Annotated in this window: 1 pseudogene; it reads left to right on the forward strand. The window is 65.9% G+C overall.

Annotated features, from left to right (window positions below):
- Window positions 1–518 (forward strand): annotated as a pseudogene (locus tag A3728_RS12835) (hypothetical protein); the annotation flags it as partial.
- Window positions 519–735: the final 217 nt, after the last annotated feature.

Consider the following 735-nt stretch of genomic DNA (forward strand, 5'->3'; position numbering starts at 1 on the left):
GGTTCCGCCCCGCCCTCCGGCCCCTGTCCCAGCAGCAACAGGCCGCGGTGACCACGGCACCGGCCGTCAAACTGGAAGAAACGGACGCCGCCGTGACCGTGGCGCTGGCCTCGCCCCCTGCGATCCAGAACGCGACGGATCAGGCGACGGTGATTTCCCGCCGGCCCGACAGCCGCCCGCGCAATTTTGCGCGCACCGTGGAAAAGGCCGAACGGGCCGAGCCGACCCGCGTGGCCGCCGTGGCCCCGCGGACAGTGGCGCCCAGCATTCCCAGCAAGACCACCGTGGCCAAACAGGCAACCGTGCGGAACGCCATCAACCTGCGAAAGGTGAACCTGATCGGCGTCTACGGCAAACCATCGAGCCGCCGCGCGCTCGTCCGGCTCGGCAACGGGCGCTACCAGAAGGTCGTCGTGGGCGACCGCATCGACGGGGGCCGCGTTTCGGCCATCGGCGACAGCGAACTGCGCTACCGCAAACGCGGGCGCGACGTCGTCCTGACGATCCCGCAGGGCTGATTGCCTCCCCCCACCGGTTCTTCCAAATGGCAAAAAATCCTCACCGAAGGTAAGAAAACTCTTTCGATGCGCCGAAAGATTTAGATGCCTCCGGCGGGGATTTTGAACCATTTGGAAGCGGGACGCGCGTCCTCGCGCTCAGGCGTCGGCCTTCAGTTCGCCGCTGTCGATCTGTTCTTGCTCTATGCTCTCGAAGAGCGCCTTGAAATTGCCCTCT

The sequence above is a fragment of the Sulfitobacter sp. HI0040 genome (assembly GCF_001634885.1).
Classification (GTDB): Bacteria; Pseudomonadota; Alphaproteobacteria; order Rhodobacterales; family Rhodobacteraceae; genus Sulfitobacter.